Raw genomic sequence first — 16,128 nt, 5'->3', positions numbered from 1 at the left:
CAGCGCGGATGGCAACCTATCCAGACAGTTTATTGATTCTCAATGGCAAAAGTGCGGGCAACGATCTACTGCGTCAGGCAATTCAGGATTTGCGTGACGACGGCGCGCGCATCCACGTCAGGGTAACCTGGGAAAAAGGCGATGCCGCAAGGTACATCAATGAAGCCCTCAGGCTTGGCGTCAACACCATCATTTCCGGCGGCGGCGATGGCACCATCAATGAGATCGCGTCAGCACTGATCGACCTGCCCCCGGCAAACCGCCCGGTGATGGGCATTTTACCGCTCGGCACCGCCAATGATTTTGCCACCAGCGCAGGGATCCCGGAGGCGTTAGAAAAAGCGCTCCAGCTGGCGATCCTCGGTAAAGCCACCGTGGTTGATATTGCGCAGGTGAATGACAAAACCTGCTTTATCAATATGGCCACCGGCGGGTTCGGCACGCGCATCACCAGCGAAACGCCGGAAAAACTGAAGGCGGCGCTGGGCGGCGTGTCGTATCTGATCCACGGTCTGATGCGCATGGATACCCTCAAGCCTGACCGCTGTGAAATTCGCGGCGAGGATTTTCAGTGGCAGGGTGACGCGCTGGTCATTGGGATTGGCAATGGTCGACAGGCTGGCGGCGGTCAGCAGCTGTGCCCGGAGGCGCTGATCAATGACGGTCAGCTACAGCTGCGGATTTTCACGGGCGACGGCCTGCTGCCCGCGCTGTTTACCACGCTGACGCAGCCGGAAGAGAGTCCAAATATCATTGACGGGAAATCCGCATGGTTTGAGGTTAATGCCCCGCACGGGATGACGTTTAACCTCGACGGAGAGCCGCTAAGCGGAACACAGTTCCGCATTGAGGTGTTGCCCGGCGCGCTGCAGTGTCGGTTGCCGCCGGACTGTGTGCTTTTGCGCTGATGGTATTGCCGGGTGGCGGCTACGCCTTACCCGGCCTACACTTCGCCCTCAGGTCAGGCAATCGTGACTTTGCTGTCCAGATAGACATCCTGCACCGCATTGATCAGCTTCACGCCGTCGGCCATCGATTTCTTAAACGCCTTACGACCCAGGATCAGCCCCATGCCGCCCGCGCGTTTGTTAATAACCGCCGTACGTACCGCATCTGACAGGTCAGTATCGCCGCCCGCCGCACCGCCGGAGTTAATCAGCCCTGCACGTCCCATATAGCAGTTCGCCAGCTGGTAGCGCACCAGGTCGATCGGGTTATCGCTGGTCAGCTTGCTGTAAACGCGGTCATCGGTGTAACCAAAGTTCACCGCTTTATAGCCGCCGTTATTCTCGGCCATTTTCTGCTTCACGATGTCTGCGCCAATGGTCGCCGCCAGATGGTTCGCCTGGCCGGTCAGGTCAGCCGACACGTGGTAATCCACGCCGTCTTTTTTGAACGCCGAGTTACGCAGGTACGCCCACAGCACGGTCACCATACCCAGCTCGTGCGCGCGCTCAAACGCCGCAGAGATCTCTTCAATCTGACGACGGGACTGTTCAGAGCCAAAGTAAATCGTCGCCCCAACGGCAACCGCCCCCATATTGAACGCCTGCTCGACGCTGGCGTAGAGCGTCTGGTCATATTCGGTGGGGTAGCTCAGGGTTTCATTGTGATTCAGCTTCACGAGGAACGGAATGCGGTGGGCATAGCGACGCGAGACGGAGGCCAGCACGCCGTAGGTGGAGGCCACGCAGTTACAGCCCGCTTCAATCGCCAGCTCAACAATGTTCTTCGGATCGAAATAGAGCGGATTCGCTGCGAAAGAGGCGCCCGCCGAGTGCTCAACGCCCTGGTCTACCGGCAGAATGGAGAGATATCCGGTGCCACCGAGCCGCCCGGTGTTGTAGAGCGTCTGCATGTTTCGCAGAACCGCAGGCGGACGGTTGTTATCGACCATCACGCGGTCGACGTAGTCATGACCCGGCAGATAGAGCTGGTCGGCTGGAATGGTCATACAACGATGCTGTAAAAGGCTGTCGGCGTCTTTGCCAAGCAACTGCGCAATATCAGTCATGTGATACTCCCGTAAGTCCGACGTCGTGTCGGTGTGTGTTTATCCAGTCCCATTATTTATGGGCAGACTAAGCCTGGTACCGACTTAACAGATTTTCCACCTTTTGCATTTTTTTTCAGCACAATCTGCTGGCTCGATTCGTGTACAACAAAACTGTTACATTGATCAAACAATCGCCACAAAGGTATTTAAAAGGTATTATAGAATGGTATGTTAAAGGCGTACCCTCTCTGACATGCAGGATTAAAAAATGAAAACGAAAGTCCAACTGTCATTCATGATGTTTGTTGAATGGTTTATCTGGGGCGCGTGGTTTGTGCCGCTGTGGCTGTGGCTGAGCAAAAGCGGTTTTACCGCCGGGGAAATCGGCTGGTCTTATGCCTGTACCGCCATTGCCGCAATCCTCTCCCCAATTCTGGTCGGATCGCTGACGGACCGCTTCTTCGCCGCGCAGAAAGTACTGGCGGTGCTGATGTTTGCCGGCGCGATTTTGATGTACTTCGCCGCACAACAAACCCAGTTCAGCACCTTCTTCCCGCTGCTGCTGGTTTACTCCCTGACCTATATGCCCACCATCGCGCTGACCAACAGTATTGCCTTCGCGAACGTGGATGACGTCGAGGCCGATTTCCCGCGTATCCGCGTAATGGGCACTATCGGCTGGATCGCCTCCGGGCTGGCGTGCGGCTTCCTGCCGCAGATGCTGGGCTATAGCGATATTTCCGATACCAATATTCCTCTGCTGATGACGGCAGCCAGCTCCGCCCTGCTCGGCGTGTTTGCCCTCTTCCTGCCGAACACGCCGCCGAAAAGTACCGGCAAGCTGGACTTCAAAGTAATGCTGGGGCTGGACGCGCTGATCCTGCTGCGCGACAAAAACTTCCTCGTGTTCTTCTTCTGCTCGTTTCTGTTCGCCATGCCGCTGGCCTTCTATTACATCTTCGCCAACGGCTATCTCACCGAAGTGGGAATGAAAAACGCCACCGGTTGGATGACGCTCGGCCAGTTCTCTGAAATCTTCTTTATGCTGGCGCTGCCGTTCTTTACCAAACGCTTTGGTATTAAGAAGGTCTTACTGCTGGGTCTGATCACGGCCGCCATCCGCTACGGGTTCTTCGTTTACGGCGGTGCGGAACAGTACTTCACCTACGCCCTGCTGTTCCTCGGCATTCTGCTGCACGGCGTGAGCTACGACTTCTACTACGTTACCGCGTACATCTACGTGGATAAAAAAGCGCCGGTGCACATGCGTACCGCTGCGCAAGGCCTGATTACGCTGTGCTGCCAGGGCTTTGGTAGCCTGCTGGGTTACCGCCTGGGCGGCGTGATGATGGAAAAAATGTTCGCATATAAAGAGCCGGTGAATGGGCTGACCTTCAACTGGGCCGGAATGTGGGCATTTGGCGCAATCATGATTGCCGTGATTGCCGTGCTGTTTATGCTGTTTTTCCGCGAATCGGACAAAGAGATCACTGCTATTGAGGTGGTTGATGGCGATACCGCGCTGACACAAGGGGAAGTTAAATGAAACAAGAACGTGTTCTCGGTGCCCTTTACGGGCAGGCGTTAGGGGATGCGATGGGCATGCCGTCGGAGCTGTGGCCGAGAAAGCGCGTCAAAGCGCACTTCGGCTGGATCGACCGCTTTTTACCCGGCCCGGCAGAAAATAACGCGGCCTGCTATTTCGGGCAGGCAGAGTTCACCGACGATACCTCAATGGCGCTGTGCCTCGCCGATGCGATCATTGAGTGCGACGGGGAGATTAACGCGGATGTTATCGGCAAGCATATCCTGAACTGGGCGCTCGATTTCGACGCGTTCAACAAGAATGTGCTCGGCCCGACCTCAAAAATCGCGCTTAATGCGATTCGTGACGGGAAGCCGGTGAGCGAACTGGAAAACAACGGCGTGACGAACGGGGCGGCGATGCGCGCCTCCCCGCTGGGCTGCCTGCTCCCGGCGACGCGGCTGGAACATTTTGTTGAACAGGTGGCGCTGGCCTCCAGCCCGACCCATAAATCGGACCTCGCCATTGCCGGCGCGGTGGTGATTGCCTGGGCGGTATCCCGCGCCATCGACGGCGAAAGCTGGCAGAACATCGTTGATGCCCTGCCGGGGATCGCCCGCTATGCGCAGGAGATGAAAACCACCACCTTCAGCGCGTCGCTGGCGGCGCGTATTGAGCTGGCGGTTAAGACCGTGCGGGAAGCCAACGGTATTGACTCCGCCAGCGAGCAGGTTTATCAGCTGATTGGCGCGGGCACCAGCACAATAGAGTCCGTTCCGGCGGCCATTGCGATGGTGGAACTGGCGGGAACCGACCCGAACCGCTGCGCCATTTTATGTGCCAATCTGGGCGGTGATACGGACACCATTGGCGCCATGGCGACGGCCATCTGCGGTGCGCTCCACGGGGTGCAGGCGATTGACACGGCGCTCAAAGCCGAACTCGATGCCGTCAACCAGCTCAACTTCGGCCATTATTGCGAGAAACTGCTGCACTTCAGGGAGCAAAGGGAGGGCGTATGAATGCATTTGCCCAACGTCTCGAAAATCTGCACGCCACGCGCCCGGTGACGGTGCTGGGCGCAGCGGTGATTGACGTCATCGCCGACGCCTACGCCCTGCCCTGGCGCGGGTGCGATATCGAACTTAAGCAGCAGGGCGTGAATATTGGCGGCTGCGCGCTGAATATCGCCATTGCCCTGAAGCGGCTCGGCATTACGGCGCAAAACGCTCTGCCCGTCGGGCACGGCGTGTGGGCGGATATTATCCGCAACGCCATGGCGAAGCAGGATCTGCACAGCGCCGTGGAGGCCGATACGGGCGATAACGGCTGGTGCCTGGCGCTGGTTGAGCCTGACGGCGAACGCACCTTTATGTCCTTTAGCGGCGTGGAGAACCAATGGCAGCAGCGCTGGCTGGATGCGCTTCACGTCCCGCAAAACAGCCTGGTGTATTTGTCCGGCTATCAGTTGGCCTCACCGTGCGGTGAACTGTTGACACGCTGGCTGGAGGGATTACAGGAGGTGACGGCCTTCATCGATTTCGGCCCCCGTATTGCGGATATCCCCGACGCGCTGATGACGCGGATTATGGCCTGCAGGCCAATCGTGTCCCTTAATCGTCAGGAAGCGGAGATCGCAGCCGGGCGGCTGGGTGTCGTGGCTGAAAACCTGGGTACGGAGTGGCAGCAGCGTTTCCGGGCCGCCCTGATTGTGCGCCACGATAAAGACGGTGCGGCCTGGTATGACGCCGGGAGCTCGGGCGTTGTTCCGGCGTTTCCGGCTACGGTTGTGGATACCATTGGTGCAGGCGACAGCCACGCGGGCGGCACGCTTGCCGGGCTGGCTGCGGGATGGTCACTGGCAGATGCCGTTTTGCTGGGGAATGCCGTGGCGTCATGGGTGGTCAGCCACCGCGGCGGCGATTGCGCCCCGACGCGCGAGGAATTACTCCTCGCACACAAAGACGTATAGGTCACTACGACAGTAGCTAATGCTGTACTCAATCGGCCGGTGCTGCTGGTCAAGCGCGACCTGCTTGATCACCAGCACCGGTATTTTTTCATCCATCTTAATGTGCGCCTGAAACTCGCTGTCCGGCATGCGGGCGCTCACCCTTGAGCGGGTGCGCTGCGGGAAGATATTCTGGCTGCGGAAGTAGTCGTAGAGAGAAATACCAATCGCATCCGGGTCGGGAATTAACCCGACCGGGACCCAGGACTCTTCAATCGACACCGCATCGTCATCCACATAGCGAATGCGCTTGAGCAAAAAGACCTCGCTGTCCGGGGAGATCGACAGGTGGTTCGCCACCTCTTCCGGGCATTTCACCACCCGCTTGTTAACCCAGAGCGTATTTGGCGTTTGGCCGCGCAGCACCACCTGCTGTGAGAAGCCGCGCGCCTCTTTCAGCGAATATTCGAAGATATTGTTGATTTGCGTCCCGTAGCCACGAGCGCGCGTCACCACACCCTCTTCCTCCAGCGCCTGCATCGCTTTACGCACGGTAATGCGCGACACCCCGGTCAACTGGCTCAGATCGCGCTCGCCGGGCAAAATATTCCCGTGCTCCAGCACCCCGATGCGTACCGCATTTTTTACCGTTTCGGCAAACTTCAGGTACAGCGGCGTGTTATCGGGCGCGGCGATCCGTTCATTCAGTTGAGCGATTAACCGGGTATGCGCTTGTTCCATCTCTGTTTTCTCAGGCGTGGTGTTTCCTGCCAGTATACTGGCTTACCACCATGCATGAAAATGATGAACCGGCCCAATACCGTGACCGACTTCCAGAGTATCGGCTTTTGCCAGCGCCGCCGAGAGCCAGGCTTTCGCTTCGCGCACCGTATCGGCCCAGCCTTCATGCCGGGGACGCAGCGCCGCCAGCGCGGCCGAGAGCGTACAGCCCGTGCCGTGGGTATTTTTGGTCTGCACGCGCGGCGCGGTAAAGCGCACTTCGCCGTCCCGGGTGAAGAGCCAGTCCGGGCTTTCCGCGTCATCCAGATGCCCACCCTTCATCAGCACCGCCCCGCAGCCCATCGCCAGCAGCGCGTTCCCCTGCGCTTTCATCTCGCGTTCCGTTTGCGCGTGCGATGTGCCCAACAGCGCGGCGGCTTCCGGCAGATTGGGCGTGATGAGCGCTACCTGTGGCAGCAGCTTTTTGCGCAGTGTCTCCACGGCAGAGGCGGAGAGCAGCGGATCGCCGCTTTTCGCCAGCATCACCGTATCCAGCACCACGTTTTGTACCTGATAGCGTTTAAGCCGCTCGGCCACCGCTTCAACGATATCCGTTTCGGCCAGCATGCCGATTTTGGTGGTATCGATGCGCACGTCGCTGAACACTGAATCCAGCTGCGCGGCAACAAAATCCGGCTCGATACGGTAGACCGACTGCACGCCGCGCGTATTTTGCGCCACCAGCGCGGTGATGACCGAGCAGCCGTACGCGCCAAGGGCTGAGAAAGTTTTCAGGTCAGCCTGGATACCCGCGCCGCCGCTGGGATCGGTGCCGGCAATGGTCAGGGCATTAATCCGCTTCATGCCTGCTCCTCCAGTGTGTAGAGCGCATCCAGGAACGCGCTGGCAAAACTCCCTGGGCCACGCGACTGCGAAACGGCGACCGTTCCGGCTCGTTTCATCCATCCGCAGGCGGCAGCGATGTTATCCAGCCGGTCACCCGGCAGCGAACAGCTCGCCGCCACAACGGCAGAAAGCGCGCACCCGGTGCCCACCACGCGCGTCATCAGCGGGTCACCGCCGGTAACCGTTCGGGTACGTTGCCCGTCCGTGATGTAGTCCACCTCGCCGGTGACCACCACAATCGTATTGATCTGCCGGGCCAACGCCTGGGCAGCAGGCACCGCGCTGGCGGCGGTATCGGTCGTATCGACGCCGCGCCCGCCGGCGCTCATCCCGGCAAGAGCAAGGATTTCAGAGGCATTGCCGCGAATGGCCGCCGGTTTCAGGGCAAGAATTTGATGGCAAAAGCGGGTGCGGAACGCCAGGGCGCCCACGGCAACAGGGTCCAGCGTCCAGGGCTTGCCTGCCGCCATCGCGCTTTCAATTGCCCGACGCATCGACTGGGCGCGCGGCGCGGTCAGCGTGCCAACGTTAACCAGCAGCGCATCGGCTATCGCGGCAAACTGCTCTGCCTCTTCGGCCTCGATCACCATCGCCGGGGATGCGCCAAGCGCCAGCAAAACGTTGGCCGTAAAGGTCTGTACGACATCGTTAGTCATACAATGGGTCAGTGGAGAACGGGTTCGGAAGTGGTGTAAAACGTGTAAATCAAGCAGGTCAGGCTGCATGGGTTCGCTCCTGCCTTGCGTGAAGAAGCGATGACCGGGAAGGCATCTGACTTCCCTACGCTGGCATTATCCAGATCAGGTAATACGGGTATTTCTCAGCCTTCACAAAGAAGGGCACCCCGAGTCATTTGGTAAGCATTAGCTTACTTTTTGCCAGATTAGGGGAAGTTGCTGGCTCAAGCAAGCCCACTCTTTCGGATAATGATTCTTCACTCAAGGCAGGAGCGAAAGACTTCGAGTGCTCAAAAAGAACAACGACATTCTATTACACACTGTCTTTTTAGTTAAACAACTAAAAGGTCCTTCCCAGAAAAGAAAATAATTAACATTGTAAGAGATGGTATTGAGCAGTAGCTAATGAATTATTTAGCCAACAGCACTTTGATTTTAAGTGCTTTTTCATAAAAACAGCTTCCCCTTTGTACTTGCACGCAGTACGATTAATAAACATGTTGCCTGAAACTAAAGGGTTACTGATGGATACAGTAGAAGAATTAAATGGAACATATTTCTATCGTGGCGTATGCAATATCACTGCAGGAGAGTTATTTTTTTGGATTTTACTGGATAGAGTTAATGATCAATTTGGCGGAATTAAAGATGTTATTTCAATGAGCTGTATTATTCTGGGTCTGCCATTATTAAAAACAAGAGGTAAACCTTACGGAACCACAGCGGGTACGTCAATAGCATCAAAATACCTTCGCCAACTTCTTAACACTGAATTACCTGTAAGACTTCCAACTCTTACAGAAGCGAGCATAACAACACTTAAGCCTAAATATGTTACTAACCTGGGCGCTTTTGTGGGGCGTGGATTACCTGTTGTTGGTTGGGCTATAGTAGCGAGCGATATTAGTCAAATCGTTTATAAAACCGTTCGTGACTACAACACCATCGCACACGAGAAAGATCGCATATGGTAACAGATCAGGAAGTTTTAGAGCTATTCCGTAAAGAGTTACCTGTGTCAGGTACATTCACAGGAAAGCTGATACCGTTAGAGCTTGATGATATTCTTCAAGATTATGCAGACGATGATGATTTAATTTATTGCATTAATAAATACGACAGTTTTTTTAATATTGACATGTCAGCAATGAATTATCAGAAATATTATCCGTGGTTTAGAACGTGGTTCTTTAGAAGATGGTTTACTGATAAACCAGTAAAGCAAATCTCAAAACCTCTTACTGTAAGGATGTTTGCAGAATCGGCTAAAGCAGGAAGATGGTTATACGACTAACAGCAAGGAGCGTTAAAAATGGCTGTACCAGTACATTTGATTTTAAAAGATGATGGTGGATCTCAGATCATGGGATCTTGTGACGTTCATGGACGTGATGGAAGCATAGAACTACGTAGCTTACAGCATAGCGTGATCATTCCTATAGACAATTTAACAGGTAAAGTGACAGGAAGCCGACAACATTGCTCATTCAACTTCACTAAAGAGATTGACAGTTCATCACCCTATTTGTTTAAAGCTGTTGCAACGGGGCAGACTCTTAAAAGCGCTGAGTTTAATTTCTATCGTATCAACTACAGCGGGCAAGAGGAAATTTACTACACCATTATATTAGAACGTGTGAAAGTAGTTAGCTTTAGCCCTGTGATGCACGATACCCGAACGGCTACGGGTACAGGCCATATGGAAGATATTTCTTTAGCCTACGAGAAAATCACTCACCTTTATAAAGATGGCAATATCTTGCATTCCGATGCGTGGAACGAAAAGAAACAAGCATAGCAAAAAAAGCTTTAAACATGGGGCTACCCTGCCCCTCCTTCAGACTCTCCATTTTGTATAACAATTCTGTTACTAAGTCATATAAATTTATATCCAGATACATTTCGCTTGAGTTTTCAACAACAATATTTTTAGCAAAAAACTGCAGGATTACTGTTAGGCTCAGCATTGCTTTCATTCAAAACTAAAGAAGGATTCAATAATAAAACAGAGAGAGAAATCCATTAACTGACATTAACTATTCCGCCTATTTTTCATCTTTCCCCGCCAAGAAACTTAAATAATATTAATGAGTTTTTATTTCATACATATCATAAAATCAAACCAACTAAAAAACTTATATCATTGATATTTAAAAGGTAATATCTTTTCTATTACAACGAACTAAATTAGCTATTAATGCGATTTATGATTTAGATCAATAATCATAATTACACATTCATAGATAGTTGCTGCACGTTACGAAATAAGTTATCAAACTTAAATTTTCAACGTTAATCGTGAATTAATACAGATATAACAAGACGTTGTATCTTCCCGCCAGGATAGCGCCCTAATTTTTTCTTGTATTGATGATGAGAGCTTTAATATGAAATGTTTAAATACATCAGCTACCGCTGTTTTTGTATTTGGTATTGTGTTTTCTGGTACAACATTCGCGGCAACGATCAGCACTGATGATGTTGTAGATTCTTTGGGCTGGACTCAAACCCAAATCAATCAACAAAATGCAGATCGTGAAGAGGCAAATCGTGTTGATATTGGTACAAATCGCACTGATATTATCAACATGCGAGATGAAAATTTATTGCGTGATGATGCGATTAAAAGCGCAACTGATAAAGCTGACGCAGCGTTACAAGGCGTTATGACTAACGGACAAGCAATCATTGATACAAACACGAGAGTAGATAAAGCTGAATCTGATGCTGTGCTTGCTGGTGCAAAAGCTGATACAGCGCTTACTGATGCTACTGGCGCTAAAGCCGCTGCTGATCATGCCGAAATCACCGCCATTAATGCGACCAACAAAGCAGATGCTAATACACAAGCGCTGGCAAGTAAGGTAGATAAAAGCATTTTCAACGCCGATCAGAATAGACAAGATCAAGCCCTTCAGGATGCCTCTGACAAAGCGACTCAGGCATTTAATACGGGCACTTATGCGCAATCTTTAGCTGTAGATGCACAAACGGTAGCCGCAGCGAATAAAGCTGCTGTTGCTAACGTTCAGTCACGCCAGCAAACGCAGGAAGCGACGATTCAGAATCACAGCGCACAATTAGCGAATCATGAATCACGTATTACTGCGTTAGAAAGTCAAAATAACGCTAAGTTCTCTTCTCTGGAGAATCAGCAGAATGAGGATCGCAAGGAATATCGTGCTGGTATCGCTGGCGCTGCTTCTCTTGCTGGGTTGCATTACGTTGATACAGATAACGCGGTTGCCGTCGGTGCTGCCAACTTCAAAGATGCGCAAGGTTATGCGATCGGCTACCGTCATAAGTTCGCTGAGAATGTAGCCGCTACCCTCTCTACATCAGGTACATCCAACGGTGATGAAATTGTTGCGGCGTCCGCATCTTACGGATGGTGATGCTAGAGTATTAAAATAAAATGCCAGTAAGCTAAAAAACTCGCCCATGCGTTTTAATCAGCTGGCTATAACTCAATACATTGCTGCTCGCAAAGAAAATGACAAAGTACATTTTTATCTCCGCTGTTTTGTATCTCACTTTTATTTTATTAGGGATATGGATCGGCTTGATGTTAGGCACGTATATTTATAATTGTAATTACTGAGGCAATAATGAAAAAGTTAATGATGGTAGCGGCTATATTATCTCTTGCTGCGTGTTCCTCACCCGCTCAACGGATGGCTGATTGTCAAAGCAAAGGAGTGAGTAAAGATGCTTGTTATATTGCAGAGCAAAACCGCACTACAGCCATTAACGCTGCTGCTGAAAAACAGGCTTTGGAGAATGCTGCTCAACTTGCACAGTCAGCGCACAGGCACCTTCCTGAAGGCTGCACTCAGGTGATGGATGCTGCGGGTCGTTGTGTTAGCAAACCGGCCAAAGTAAGCGGTGATTTAAAAAAGTTCTCAGGTGAAGCGGATCGCGTTATGAATAAGCCAATCTCTGAAGCTGCTGAATATCTGATTTCGAAAGGCTGGAAGCCAAATAAGGGTTCATGGCACAAGGGTAGCTATATTATGCAGCTGGTTGTCGAAAAAGAGAGAGTTGTAAACGCACAATTATCAAAAATGTGATCTTAGCATTACGCTCACACCTCATAAGATTTACATAGCCCCATTTGTATGGGGCTTTATTTTAGCTCGTGACTAAATATACATTTACTCTAACTGCCACGCTCCGCCATGAATAAGCGACGCTCTCCCCGCCCAGGAAAACAACGCCAGCTCGCGGCCGTCTGCATCAGGATAAATACGGCTGCTAAGGCACGCTTCCCCCTCGTTAACAAACACCTCCACGGAAGAGCTATCAAAGAACAGGCGCAGGCTGAGCGCGTCGTTCAGGTTAAGCGCAACGCTTCGGGTGCCGCACAGGCCATACTGTGGATAGTGTCGCTCCAGCACCAGGCGCTGCATCTGCGCATCAACATAGAGGCGTAGTCCGTCGCCGAGACGAATGCCGTATTGCTCCGCGCTGCTGTTCGCGCAATCCCATTGCAGAATGACCTCCATCGCATCGCAGTGTTCCACCAGCGTCATCTGCTGGTTATTAAGCGTACTTATCGGCCAGGGGAACCACGCCCCGCGCAGGGTTTCAACTTCTCTGGCCGGCCGCATTTGCAGATGGTTATCCGCACTCAGCGTCAGCTCGCGAGGTAAGGAGAGCATGCCCGCCCAGCCATCCTCCTGTTCCGGCAGCGGGGATTCCCACATGTCCAGCCAGCCGATGACGATGCGTCGGCCATCCGGCGTCAGGAAACTTTGCGGTGCATAGAAATCATGCCCGTAATCCATCTCCACAAATTCACCTTCACGCACAAAGGGCTGACCGGGCTGCCATTCACCTACCAGATAGCCGCTCTGGAAAAGATTGCGATGTTTAAACCCGTCTGCGGTGAGTCCCTGAGGCGAAAACATCAGCACGCGTTTCCCACCGAGAGTGAAGAAGTCCGGGCATTCCCACATATAACCCATCTCTTTTTCCGCCACCGCGAGCACGCCCCTGTCCTGCCATTCGCGCAGATCGGCAGACCGGTACGCACGCACCTGGCCCGTATTACCCTCTCGCGCGCCAACGACCATGTACCACCACTCCCCTTCACGCCATACTTTCGGATCGCGGAAGTGGTGCAGTCCAGGTGGTGTGTCAATGACGGTCCCGTGCCGCACAAAGTGGATGCCGTCACGGCTGGTTGCCAGGCACTGAACCTGGTAGAGATTAGCCTCATCGCCGGGATCGCCGTGGAATTTGTGGCCGGTGTAGATCAGCGCCAGCGTGTCGCCATCCACCACGGCTGAGCCAGAAAAACAGCCGTCCTTGTCGTCTGGTCCTTCCGGTGCCAGCGCAACCGGGAGGTGCTCCCAGTGAACTAAATCTTTGCTGCGCGCATGGCCCCAGTGCATCGGACCCCACTGGGTCGAATAAGGATGATGCTGATAAAAGGCGTGATACCAGCCGTCAAACCAGACCAGGCCATTCGGGTCGTTCATCCAGCCAGCACGCGCAGCGAGGTGGTAACGGGGATACCAGCGCAGGTTGAGCCCTTCGCGTCTGGACTGAATTTCCTGTTCTGCTTTCGTAATGGAATACGTCATTTCTCTACTCTTTGATCAGATGGTGGAAGGTTGCGGCATGAGTGGGTCAGAAGAGGACTTACCCGAGCGCAACAGGAAGATGGAGATAAACGTGGTGCTGAAGACCAGTAGCCCCATGATGAGATAGGACTGGGCAAAGCCGTATTTCTCATAGCTGTAACCTGCCAGCGGCGACAGCACCGAGGCAATCACCGAGCTTGTACAGGCAAAGCCCACCAGATAGAGGGTGGAAGAGAGTCGCTTATCAAAATGCAGGCTGTTGTATTTGAAGATAGAGACCAGCAAAACGGGCAGTTCAACCGCGTGCAATAGCTTGGTAATGGAGATCAATACCGGACCCTCAACCAGACCCGATGCCACCATACGCATCGCCATCACCATTCCGGCGAAAATCAGGCCGTTTTTCGCACCGAGGCGATTCACCAGCCACGGGGCGCAAAACATGCCCGCCGCCTCCAGGAAAACCTGGAAGGAGTTGAGATAGCCATACATGGCGTTTCCTTCCTGCAGCGTCGGGAACTGTGAGGAGAAATAGACCGGGAACTGCTGGTCGTAGACGCCATAAATACAGGTGCCGATAACAAAAAATACCAGCGCCCAGAAGCGCGGCAGCGTCAGCAGGCGCAATGCATCCTCCAGCGTGACCTTACCGCCGGATACCGCCTCCTGCATGGCGTGCGGCGCGGAAGAGACCCGGAGGCGTGCCAGCAACACAAAAAACACCAGCCCGGCGCAGCTCGCCACCGCGAAGTTCAGCTTCGGATTAATGTTGAACAGGAGTCCTGCAAAAAAGGTTGCCACCGCCCAGCCCAGCGATCCCCACATCCTCGCCCTGCCAAACTCAAACTGGCTCTGGCGGGCCACGCGCTCGGTATAGGACTCCAGGACCCCGATTCCGCCGTTAAACGTCAGCCCGATATAAACCCCGCCGAAAATACTGCCGAGTAACACGTTAATTTGCAGCAGATAACCAAACAGCAGGAAGGCCGGACCGGAAAGAATGAGCAGACTGGTCAGAAACCAGAGCAGGTTTTTTCGCAGGCCGAGCTTGTCCTGAATGAAGCCGTAGCAGATTTGCGCGCACAGCGCGGACACGGACAGCACGGCATAGATGACGCCCGTATCCCCTGCCTTTAACCCCACCTCCTGATGGAGCCAGATAGAGAGCAACGAGCCGGAAGATGACCATGTAACAAAAAAGAAAAAGAGTAGTGCACTTAATAAAGGGTAGCTGTGAGAGTGATGCGTTTTCATCATGACATTCTCATGTTGGAGTAATGACGCAATGGTAACGTTAACATTTATCCTTTCTCATGCGGTTTGGTAAAAATTTAAGATGTTAATCACGAAAGTTAACGTTAACATTAAGAGAGTGAGATCGCGATCAAATATTCACCACTGAGGTAAGCCTGACCTGGCCTGTGCATCAGCCTTCCTTTTACATCAGCGACTTAGTTGTATACCCTTTCACACAGAGCATTAACGGAGTAAGAAAATGGCTTCCCTGAAGGACGTCGCAAAGCTGGCTAACGTATCGCTGATGACGGTCTCCCGTGCGCTGAACAGTCCGGAGCGCCTTAAGCCGGAAACGCTGGCGCGCGTTCAACTGGCTATCGAGCAAACCAGCTACGTGCCCGATCTTTCCGCCAAGAAAATTCGCGGCGCGCATGCCTCGCCTAAAACCATAGGCGTACTGGCGCTCGATACGGTGACGACGCCTTTCTCGGTGGAGATCACGCTGTCGATTGAAGAGACGGCCAGAATGCACGGCTGGAACAGCTTCGTGATGAATATGTTTACCGATGACAACCCGGACGCCATTGTCGACCTTCTCCTTTCTCATCGGCCTGACGGAATTATCTACACCACCATGGGGTTACGTCAGGTTCCTCTCCCGGCCAAATTACTCACCCTTCCCTGCGTGCTGGCTAACTGCGAAAGTGACGGCGAAAAGGTCGCCAGCTATATTCCCGATGATGAACAGGGGCAATATACCGCCGTGCGGGCGTTACTCGCGGAGGGTTATCGACGCCCTCTCTGCCTGCATTTGCCTGAGGGGCATCTGGCCACAACCCGACGTCGTCAGGGGCTGGAACGTGCATGCCGTGAAGCGGGGCTCGATCCGGACGGCCTGGCGCACAGCTATATGGCACTCGGCGATGAGCACTATCGTGACATTCCGTCAGTATTGCTGGCGCACATGCAGAATGGCACTCCCCGATTCGACGCGGTTATCTGCGGCAACGATCGTATCGCGTTTATGGTCTATCAGACGCTACTGGCGCAAGGGCTTCGCATACCGGAAGATGTCGCCGTTATCGGCTATGACAATATGGTGGGCATTGGGGAGTTGTTCCTGCCGCCTCTCTCGACGGTTCAACTGCCGCACTATGAAATTGGTCGTTTGAGCGCCCTGCATATTATTAACGGTGAAGAACATCAGGAAACCACGCGCGTAGAAAGTCCTTTTTTACCGCGTGATTCCGTTGCGCATGCAACGTAACCGCCGTTTTTTGCCCAGGACGCAGAAACAGGAAGCGTCACCCTCCTTTTATGCCGTTCGATGGCACGATTTGTCACACTCTTTTCTGTGACTTTACACACCGGGTAAACGGCCTGTAACGCGCTGTTTTTATTTGGCATAAAATGCAATTTTCATTTTAAAAATGGGGATATTTCCTCGTTACAGCCCCGTGTCACAAAACAGTAAACAAATTAACCATTGAGCCCCGTGGCAAAAGGCTCTATATTGGCGGCGTTTTTTT

The 16,128-nt window shown here is 53.1% G+C and carries 16 protein-coding genes and 1 riboswitch; of the genes, 10 read left to right on the top strand and 6 right to left on the bottom strand.

Annotated elements, in window-relative coordinates:
* Positions 1 to 8: 8 nt before the first annotated feature.
* Positions 9 to 908, top strand: coding sequence for a lipid kinase YegS (gene yegS / locus ACMGGE_RS02025; RefSeq protein WP_420293300.1), 900 nt, complete (start codon positions 9 to 11; stop codon positions 906 to 908).
* A gap of 53 nt (positions 909 to 961) precedes the next feature.
* Here yegS and fbaB read toward each other — a convergent pair whose 3' ends face one another.
* On the bottom strand, positions 962 to 2,014 hold the full coding sequence (gene fbaB / locus ACMGGE_RS02020) for a class I fructose-bisphosphate aldolase (RefSeq protein WP_008500869.1): 1,053 nt from the start codon (positions 2,012 to 2,014) through the stop codon (positions 962 to 964).
* A gap of 250 nt (positions 2,015 to 2,264) precedes the next feature.
* Between fbaB and ACMGGE_RS02015 the strand changes: the two genes are divergently transcribed.
* Genes ACMGGE_RS02015 through ACMGGE_RS02005 form a run of 3 tightly spaced genes read left to right on the top strand, consistent with a single transcriptional unit; the run spans position 2,265 to position 5,493 of the window.
* Positions 2,265 to 3,542 (top strand): nucleoside permease, encoded by a 1,278-nt coding sequence (locus tag ACMGGE_RS02015; RefSeq protein WP_045908640.1) that lies wholly within the window; start codon positions 2,265 to 2,267, stop codon positions 3,540 to 3,542.
* A complete protein-coding gene (locus tag ACMGGE_RS02010; protein WP_325819105.1) occupies positions 3,539 to 4,543 on the top strand; it encodes an ADP-ribosylglycohydrolase family protein in 1,005 nt (334 codons plus the stop codon). Before ACMGGE_RS02015 ends, ACMGGE_RS02010 begins: the two co-directional genes overlap by 4 nt.
* Positions 4,540 to 5,493: a PfkB family carbohydrate kinase gene (locus ACMGGE_RS02005; protein ID WP_196346839.1), complete on the top strand. Its 954-nt coding sequence runs from the start codon at positions 4,540 to 4,542 to the stop codon at positions 5,491 to 5,493. Before ACMGGE_RS02010 ends, ACMGGE_RS02005 begins: the two co-directional genes overlap by 4 nt.
* On the opposite strand, the gene ACMGGE_RS02000 is transcribed toward ACMGGE_RS02005, so the two are convergent.
* From ACMGGE_RS02000 to thiM, 3 genes are read right to left on the bottom strand one after another with little or no spacing between them, the layout of a single operon-like run.
* Positions 5,467 to 6,213: a GntR family transcriptional regulator gene (locus ACMGGE_RS02000; protein ID WP_420293299.1), complete on the bottom strand. Its 747-nt coding sequence runs from the start codon at positions 6,211 to 6,213 to the stop codon at positions 5,467 to 5,469. The two genes, ACMGGE_RS02005 and ACMGGE_RS02000, sit on opposite strands and share 27 nt — an antisense overlap.
* A 42-nt stretch (positions 6,214 to 6,255) precedes the next feature.
* Complete coding sequence (gene thiD / locus ACMGGE_RS01995) at positions 6,256 to 7,056, bottom strand: bifunctional hydroxymethylpyrimidine kinase/phosphomethylpyrimidine kinase (protein WP_063622075.1); 801 nt, start codon at positions 7,054 to 7,056, stop codon at positions 6,256 to 6,258.
* The gene (gene thiM / locus ACMGGE_RS01990; RefSeq protein WP_420293298.1) at positions 7,053 to 7,823 is read right to left on the bottom strand and encodes a hydroxyethylthiazole kinase; all 771 of its coding nucleotides are present in this window, start codon (positions 7,821 to 7,823) and stop codon (positions 7,053 to 7,055) included. Before thiM ends, thiD begins: the two co-directional genes overlap by 4 nt.
* Before the next feature lie 35 nt (positions 7,824 to 7,858).
* A riboswitch (TPP riboswitch) is annotated at positions 7,859 to 7,955 on the bottom strand.
* A gap of 344 nt (positions 7,956 to 8,299) precedes the next feature.
* On the opposite strand from thiM, the gene ACMGGE_RS01985 reads away from it, so the two are divergent.
* The 5 genes from ACMGGE_RS01985 to ACMGGE_RS01965 all read left to right on the top strand — a co-directional run bounded on the left by ACMGGE_RS01985 (position 8,300) and on the right by ACMGGE_RS01965 (position 11,845).
* On the top strand, positions 8,300 to 8,749 hold the full coding sequence (locus ACMGGE_RS01985) for an STM2901 family protein (protein WP_072061315.1): 450 nt from the start codon (positions 8,300 to 8,302) through the stop codon (positions 8,747 to 8,749).
* Positions 8,743 to 9,069, top strand: coding sequence for a DUF1493 family protein (locus ACMGGE_RS01980; protein WP_025913229.1), 327 nt, complete (start codon positions 8,743 to 8,745; stop codon positions 9,067 to 9,069). The genes ACMGGE_RS01985 and ACMGGE_RS01980 overlap by 7 nt, the downstream gene beginning before the upstream one ends.
* Positions 9,070 to 9,087: 18 nt before the next feature.
* The gene (locus ACMGGE_RS01975; RefSeq protein ID WP_420293297.1) at positions 9,088 to 9,573 is read left to right on the top strand and encodes an Hcp family type VI secretion system effector; all 486 of its coding nucleotides are present in this window, start codon (positions 9,088 to 9,090) and stop codon (positions 9,571 to 9,573) included.
* 589 nt (positions 9,574 to 10,162) lie between these two features.
* Positions 10,163 to 11,170 (top strand): YadA C-terminal domain-containing protein, encoded by a 1,008-nt coding sequence (locus ACMGGE_RS01970; RefSeq protein WP_262789748.1) that lies wholly within the window; start codon positions 10,163 to 10,165, stop codon positions 11,168 to 11,170.
* A 213-nt stretch (positions 11,171 to 11,383) separates the two neighbouring features.
* Positions 11,384 to 11,845 (top strand): hypothetical protein, encoded by a 462-nt coding sequence (locus ACMGGE_RS01965; protein WP_420293296.1) that lies wholly within the window; start codon positions 11,384 to 11,386, stop codon positions 11,843 to 11,845.
* Positions 11,846 to 11,929: 84 nt separating this feature from the next.
* On the opposite strand, the gene ACMGGE_RS01960 is transcribed toward ACMGGE_RS01965, so the two are convergent.
* Both ACMGGE_RS01960 and ACMGGE_RS01955 read right to left on the bottom strand, forming a co-directional pair.
* Positions 11,930 to 13,363, bottom strand: a complete 1,434-nt coding sequence (locus ACMGGE_RS01960) for a glycoside hydrolase family 32 protein (RefSeq protein ID WP_420293295.1) — start codon at positions 13,361 to 13,363, stop codon at positions 11,930 to 11,932.
* Between the two features lie 15 nt (positions 13,364 to 13,378).
* Positions 13,379 to 14,620: an MFS transporter gene (locus ACMGGE_RS01955; RefSeq protein WP_045908650.1), complete on the bottom strand. Its 1,242-nt coding sequence runs from the start codon at positions 14,618 to 14,620 to the stop codon at positions 13,379 to 13,381.
* 238 nt (positions 14,621 to 14,858) lie between these two features.
* Here ACMGGE_RS01955 and ACMGGE_RS01950 point away from each other — a divergent pair, with 238 nt between their 5' ends.
* Positions 14,859 to 15,866 (top strand): LacI family DNA-binding transcriptional regulator, encoded by a 1,008-nt coding sequence (locus ACMGGE_RS01950; RefSeq protein WP_045908651.1) that lies wholly within the window; start codon positions 14,859 to 14,861, stop codon positions 15,864 to 15,866.
* Positions 15,867 to 16,128 lie beyond the last annotated feature (262 nt).

Source organism: Enterobacter sp. BNK-22 (assembly GCF_048684805.1).
Classification (GTDB): domain Bacteria; phylum Pseudomonadota; class Gammaproteobacteria; order Enterobacterales; family Enterobacteriaceae; genus Enterobacter; species Enterobacter quasiroggenkampii.
The sequence above is the reverse complement of the archived record's forward strand: the minus strand, read 5'-3'. Positions and strand labels throughout refer to the sequence as shown.

Coding starts and splice junctions, on each gene's coding strand:
- ACMGGE_RS02005 (WP_196346839.1), top strand. CDS start 4,540: ATGAATGCATTTGCCCAACGTCTCGAAAATCTGCACGCCACGCGCCCG.
- ACMGGE_RS01980 (WP_025913229.1), top strand. CDS start 8,743: ATGGTAACAGATCAGGAAGTTTTAGAGCTATTCCGTAAAGAGTTACCT.
- ACMGGE_RS01960 (WP_420293295.1), bottom strand. CDS start 13,363: ATGACGTATTCCATTACGAAAGCAGAACAGGAAATTCAGTCCAGACGC.
- ACMGGE_RS01950 (WP_045908651.1), top strand. CDS start 14,859: ATGGCTTCCCTGAAGGACGTCGCAAAGCTGGCTAACGTATCGCTGATG.
- thiM (WP_420293298.1), bottom strand. CDS start 7,823: ATGCAGCCTGACCTGCTTGATTTACACGTTTTACACCACTTCCGAACC.
- ACMGGE_RS02010 (WP_325819105.1), top strand. CDS start 3,539: ATGAAACAAGAACGTGTTCTCGGTGCCCTTTACGGGCAGGCGTTAGGG.
- ACMGGE_RS01975 (WP_420293297.1), top strand. CDS start 9,088: ATGGCTGTACCAGTACATTTGATTTTAAAAGATGATGGTGGATCTCAG.
- ACMGGE_RS01965 (WP_420293296.1), top strand. CDS start 11,384: ATGAAAAAGTTAATGATGGTAGCGGCTATATTATCTCTTGCTGCGTGT.
- ACMGGE_RS01970 (WP_262789748.1), top strand. CDS start 10,163: ATGAAATGTTTAAATACATCAGCTACCGCTGTTTTTGTATTTGGTATT.
- yegS (WP_420293300.1), top strand. CDS start 9: ATGGCAACCTATCCAGACAGTTTATTGATTCTCAATGGCAAAAGTGCG.
- ACMGGE_RS02015 (WP_045908640.1), top strand. CDS start 2,265: ATGAAAACGAAAGTCCAACTGTCATTCATGATGTTTGTTGAATGGTTT.
- ACMGGE_RS01955 (WP_045908650.1), bottom strand. CDS start 14,620: ATGATGAAAACGCATCACTCTCACAGCTACCCTTTATTAAGTGCACTA.
- ACMGGE_RS02000 (WP_420293299.1), bottom strand. CDS start 6,213: ATGGAACAAGCGCATACCCGGTTAATCGCTCAACTGAATGAACGGATC.
- ACMGGE_RS01985 (WP_072061315.1), top strand. CDS start 8,300: ATGGATACAGTAGAAGAATTAAATGGAACATATTTCTATCGTGGCGTA.
- thiD (WP_063622075.1), bottom strand. CDS start 7,056: ATGAAGCGGATTAATGCCCTGACCATTGCCGGCACCGATCCCAGCGGC.
- fbaB (WP_008500869.1), bottom strand. CDS start 2,014: ATGACTGATATTGCGCAGTTGCTTGGCAAAGACGCCGACAGCCTTTTA.